At 35.1% G+C, this 4,869-nt stretch carries 3 protein-coding genes; all 3 read right to left on the bottom strand.

Annotated elements, in window-relative coordinates:
• Nucleotides 1-147: 147 nt before the first annotated feature.
• Nucleotides 148-2,250, bottom strand: a complete 2,103-nt coding sequence (locus H6G41_RS34155) for a hydantoinase/oxoprolinase family protein (RefSeq protein ID WP_190752794.1) — start codon at nt 2,248-2,250, stop codon at nt 148-150.
• A 440-nt stretch (nt 2,251-2,690) separates the two neighbouring features.
• Entirely contained in the window at nt 2,691-4,535 is a 1,845-nt protein-coding gene (locus tag H6G41_RS34150; RefSeq protein WP_190752793.1) for an ABC transporter substrate-binding protein, read from the bottom strand.
• Nucleotides 4,536-4,689: 154 nt separating this feature from the next.
• A partial coding sequence (locus H6G41_RS34870; protein WP_206756972.1) for a hypothetical protein occupies nt 4,690-4,869 on the bottom strand: 180 nt, incomplete at its 5' end.

The raw sequence follows: 4,869 nt of genomic DNA, 5'->3' as shown, positions 1-4,869 counted from the left end.
TACATCAACTTTTAAATGAAGGAGAGTTAATTATTAAATGGGGGCGAAAACTCAAAAATAAAGGCGACGCTGTTATCACAATTTAAATGCACAACAGCTTATACATTTTTTGCTCCTATTTAATATTTTTCTTTGTGCGATATCACTCTAAAATGGACGTTGTACAATCAAATGATTATGCTCATTTAATCTGGCTTGCCAGTTAAGTTCAACTACAATTGTGCTAATTTTTTCGACAATGATAGCCGCACCGTCGATACAATCTCCCGGTTGTAAATCTTCCCGGCGATAAACTGGCGTATCATGATGCCATTTACCAGCAGAAAACATCTTGACTGTTTCAATAGGTTGAAGAGCTGATTTCACAGGACGGATACGAGTAACTAAAGGTTCTTCAGGAGTATCCATTTTCTGAATTACTTCTACTGAAATAGATTCTACAATTAAGGATTTGTCTGGCTGAATAAAACTATAGCGAGATTTATGTTCATCTGTAAATGCTGTTTGCATCATCATTACATCTGCATCAAAATCAATGCTTAAAGTAGAATTAGTTCCCTCATATTTCAAATTCACTTTTTGAATTATTTGCGCTTCAACAATACTTTGATTTTGACTGATTTCGCTTCTAGCTTGGGTTTCCAAAGACCCCATCAATTGCACTAATTGTGGAATTAATTCTTGATTCAAAGGCTGTTCTACTCCTCCTACTCTAGTGGCTCTTACATCAGCTAATCCCATACCATAGGCTGAAAGAACACCAGCATAAGGATGCAGAAATATCTGTTTCATCCCTAAAGTATCAGCAATTAAACAAGCAACTTGCCCGCCTGCACCACCAAAACAACAAAGAACATATTTAGTGACATCATAACCACGTTGCAAACTGATTTTTTTAATAGCATTAGCCATATTTTCAACAGCAATAGCAATAAACCCGGCTGCTATTTGTTCGGGTGTATGAGAATTGCCTGTAACAGTTGCAACCTCTTGTGCTAATTGCTGAAATTTCTCTAAGACAATATTTTTATCTAACGGTAAATTGCCATCACTTCCAAACACAGACGGGAAATATTGAGGATGTATTTTACCTAACATCACATTCGCATCTGTCACCGTTAAAGGGCCACCCCGCCGATAACAAGCAGGGCCTGGATTTGAACCAGCTGATGTCGGCCCGACACGGTAGCTAGAACCGTCGAATATAAGAATTGAACCACCACCAGCTGCAATCGTATTAATTGATAATACGGGAACTCGCATTCGCACCCCAGCAATTTCAGAATCTAATTGACGCTCATACTCTCCATTAACATGGGCTACATCTGTACTTGTGCCCCCCATATCAAAGGTAATTACTAAGTTAAAACCTGCTCTTTTGCTAGTTTGTACTGCGCCGACAATACCGCCAGCTGGCCCACTTAAAATACTATCTTTCCCTTGAAATTGTTCGGCCGCAACTAAACCTCCGTCAGACTTCATAAACATTAATCTGACATTAGGTAACTGACTGGCTACTTGGTTGACATATCGACGTAAAATAGGAGTTAAATAAGCATCTACAACAGTTGTATCTCCTCGACTCACTAATTTCATTAATGGACTAACTTGGTGAGATACAGAAATTTGTGTAAAGCCAATTTCTTGAGCAATTGCTGCTACTTGTTGCTCATGTTTGGGATAGCGATCGCTGTACATGAACACAATAGCACAACTACGAATTCCTGTATGATAAACCGCTTGTAAATCTTGTTTTATCTGTGCAATATTCACAGGTTTTAATTCGTTACCATGAGCATCATAGCGTTCGTCTACTTCAATGACTTGTTCATAAAGCATCGTTGGTAAAATGATGTGACGAGCAAAGATGTCAGGACGGTTTTGGTAGCCAATTCGCAACGCATCCTTAAACCCTTTCGTAATAATCAGAACTACTCTATCTCCTTGCCTTTCTAAAAGTGCATTAGTGGCGACTGTTGTCCCCATTTTGACTACTTCTATGGCTGTATTGGGAATGAGTTCATTGCTTGAAAGACTCATAATATCTCTAATGCCTTGGATAACTGCATCTTGATATTGTTCCGGCTTCTCTGAAAGTAATTTGTAGACAATAACCCATTCTTGGCTAGAACGAGGAACAATCAAAAAACGTTCTGTATGCTTTGAGAGCTTGTCTATCATTGTCTGATTATTCGTTACAACAATAATATCTGTGAATGTACCACCACGATCCGCAAATACTTTTAACATTTATCAATTTCCTCAAGGTTGTGAAATTAGAGTAACAATAGGATTAGGAGTATTTCTACTTCATATGTAGAAGATTTTAACGACAGGTGTAGATAATTAATACACAATTGCCTATAAAGATATAATTTTGGAGTTTATACCTATTTTCTTGTAGAAAGATGGAGACACAAAAATCCTCAATCAAGATATTATAAAAGCTAATAATTAGATCTTTAATTAGTTATAATCATTCAAAAAAGGTATCATTGAAGTTGCTATATTATTGAAATTTGAGCAGTATTCTTTATCTACAATCACTATATTCTGCCTATAATCCCATATAGCTAGGTACTAGCAATCGCGCCTTTAAATTCAGTTATTCTTTCTTGAAGTCTTTTATTAAGATATGAATCGCCTCACCCATAGCATATTCTTTATAGCTACAATTGCCATCATTTTTTTCAGCGTATTTCCCATCGCCATTTTTTTTGTGTTTCATCCCATCTGATGGCTACTATTTCGGCTGGAGGATCAAGACGATCGCCACTTTTATCAAATTGAATAAGCCCCGTGACTCCCTTTACCCGGTTTCTATGTTTTTTGAAATATAGATCCATATGTGTAAGCAAATCTTTGCTAGATTTGCTATGGCATTCTTCTAAAACTTTTAAGATTATTAACACGGAATCAAAAGCCGTGGCACTACGCCATGTTAAATTTTCTATTCCCCATAACTTAGCACCCATTTTACAAAAATTCTCTGGTATAGAATTAGAACTCGCGCACCCGTTTTCTTGACTCTGCCAATGCCAAGGAATACAAGCTATAATTTGACGGTTATTTTGATTTGTAATATTGCAGGGGGTTTGCTCATGAATCCAATGTAAAACATTAGCATGATAGAAAGTTGCCGAGCCGGCTATTAAGCAGTTGTTGATATTTAATCGGCTAATTAACCCAGCATTCTCAAGGGAATTTGGTTCAATTCCTCCATCGGGAATTATGATAATAATATCAACATCATCTTTTTTAAGATATTCTATATATTGTTGGACTATGTAATAATTTTCACTAATATAATTACATTCTTTTAGAAAAACAAACTTATCTTGATGTTGTTCTAGATATTGTCTAATACTGTTTCTATAGGAAATACTGTAACTACTATTTTGGTTATAGATAAGAGCTACTTTTTTGGGAGGTTGGCTGGAAACTTGTTCTATTAAATAATTAGCCATTTTTTTAGCATTAATAACATCTGGTGTAGTCAATCTAAAAAAAGATAAACTCTCATCTATAGATAATTGGGAAAGTTCATTTGATGTACTACTAAAATTGATTAAAGCTAACCCTTTCTGCTTATAGAAGCGCAGCGCATTTTTAGTCATTTCGCTTGAATAATGACCGATGATAGCAATCAGGTTCAATTGCGGTGCTAACTCAGCCAATTTTTCTGCTGTTTGGTTATATGGGTCGTATAAGTTATTAGGATCATTAACAACAAGAATTTGCAACGCTATTTGACTACAACTACATATCGAAGGCAAGTAAATATTAGGTGTGATATCGTCTAAATTTATCTCTGAGCCTAAAGAAATTTGCTCAAAGCTTTGCAGATTAACTTGTAATTGTATTTGAGAAATTCCTCTCAAAATTTCGGCAGCAACCTGTCCTTGGTTATGAAAGAATGGAGTAACCACAGCTAAAGTATAAATTTTAATACCTTTTTCTTGTAAAAAAGATTTCTTGTATTCAATTAAGCAGTTATTAATGTAGATTAATACTTCAGGATTACCAATTTTATAATCCTTAAGTTCTTGATTCCAAGCTTCTAAAAAACATTGGAATGCTTGATAATAAAGTCCTTGTTGATAAAAATTTGTTCCTTGAATCTGATATTGAACGATTTTTTGGTTGGCTGGATAAATAAAAACTTGTCTGCCAAAACTTCCTTGAAAGTTATCACTATTTAGTTGAGGCGGAGGATTTAATCTATAACCGTTCTGAGACTTGAGTAAAAAATTAAGAATACTCACCCAATTGCCAGCTATTTCCTCTTGGTCTACGCCCATTATATGTGCTATTTTTGGATAGATAATCTTACTTAATCTGTCTGCAATATTCTGTCCAGGTAAGTTGACGATATTAGCTATTTTTTGTCGAGATAATCCCAATAAAGAATTACAAATAATTGTTTTATCTAATTGAATAAGCTTCTTTGTATTAGGAATAGCATCTAAATCTTGTAATAAAACTTCAATATTAAGGGCTAGATTTTCTATAACTTGCCGACACTTTTCACACATATTATTTCAGATGTTATCGTCTTTTGCTAAAATAATACTCTGATTTTCATTTCAAGTTTTTCTATTGGTGTGAAAATAATTTCTACAGATGTAGCTGTAAGTTAAGGTAGATATTTGTTGATCAAAAAAGTCAAACCCGAAGCGTACATCGCTTTTATGAGTAATACCAGTTATGGTGATGCTTTTTTGGAAAGCGCATTTTGCAATCGAAGTCTAACAATACGCTTTCCACCATAGTAATCAATTCACTAGTTTCAAATCTTCGCGCTTGGTGTTTGAGCCAACCATCTTGATCAAGTGCTGATTCAAGTAGCTTTGCGCTGAAACATAAAGG

Source organism: Tolypothrix sp. FACHB-123 (assembly GCF_014697075.1).
In the GTDB taxonomy this organism is placed as follows: domain Bacteria; phylum Cyanobacteriota; class Cyanobacteriia; order Cyanobacteriales; family Nostocaceae; genus Aulosira.
Note: the sequence above shows the minus strand (reverse complement) of the source record. Positions and strands in the feature narration are given on the sequence as shown.

Bases quoted from the DNA above. Each gene is read 5' to 3' on its own strand.
- H6G41_RS34155 (WP_190752794.1), bottom strand. From the start codon at position 2,250: ATGTTAAAAGTATTTGCGGATCGTGGTGGTACATTCACAGATATTATT.
- H6G41_RS34150 (WP_190752793.1), bottom strand. From the start codon at position 4,535: ATGTGTGAAAAGTGTCGGCAAGTTATAGAAAATCTAGCCCTTAATATT.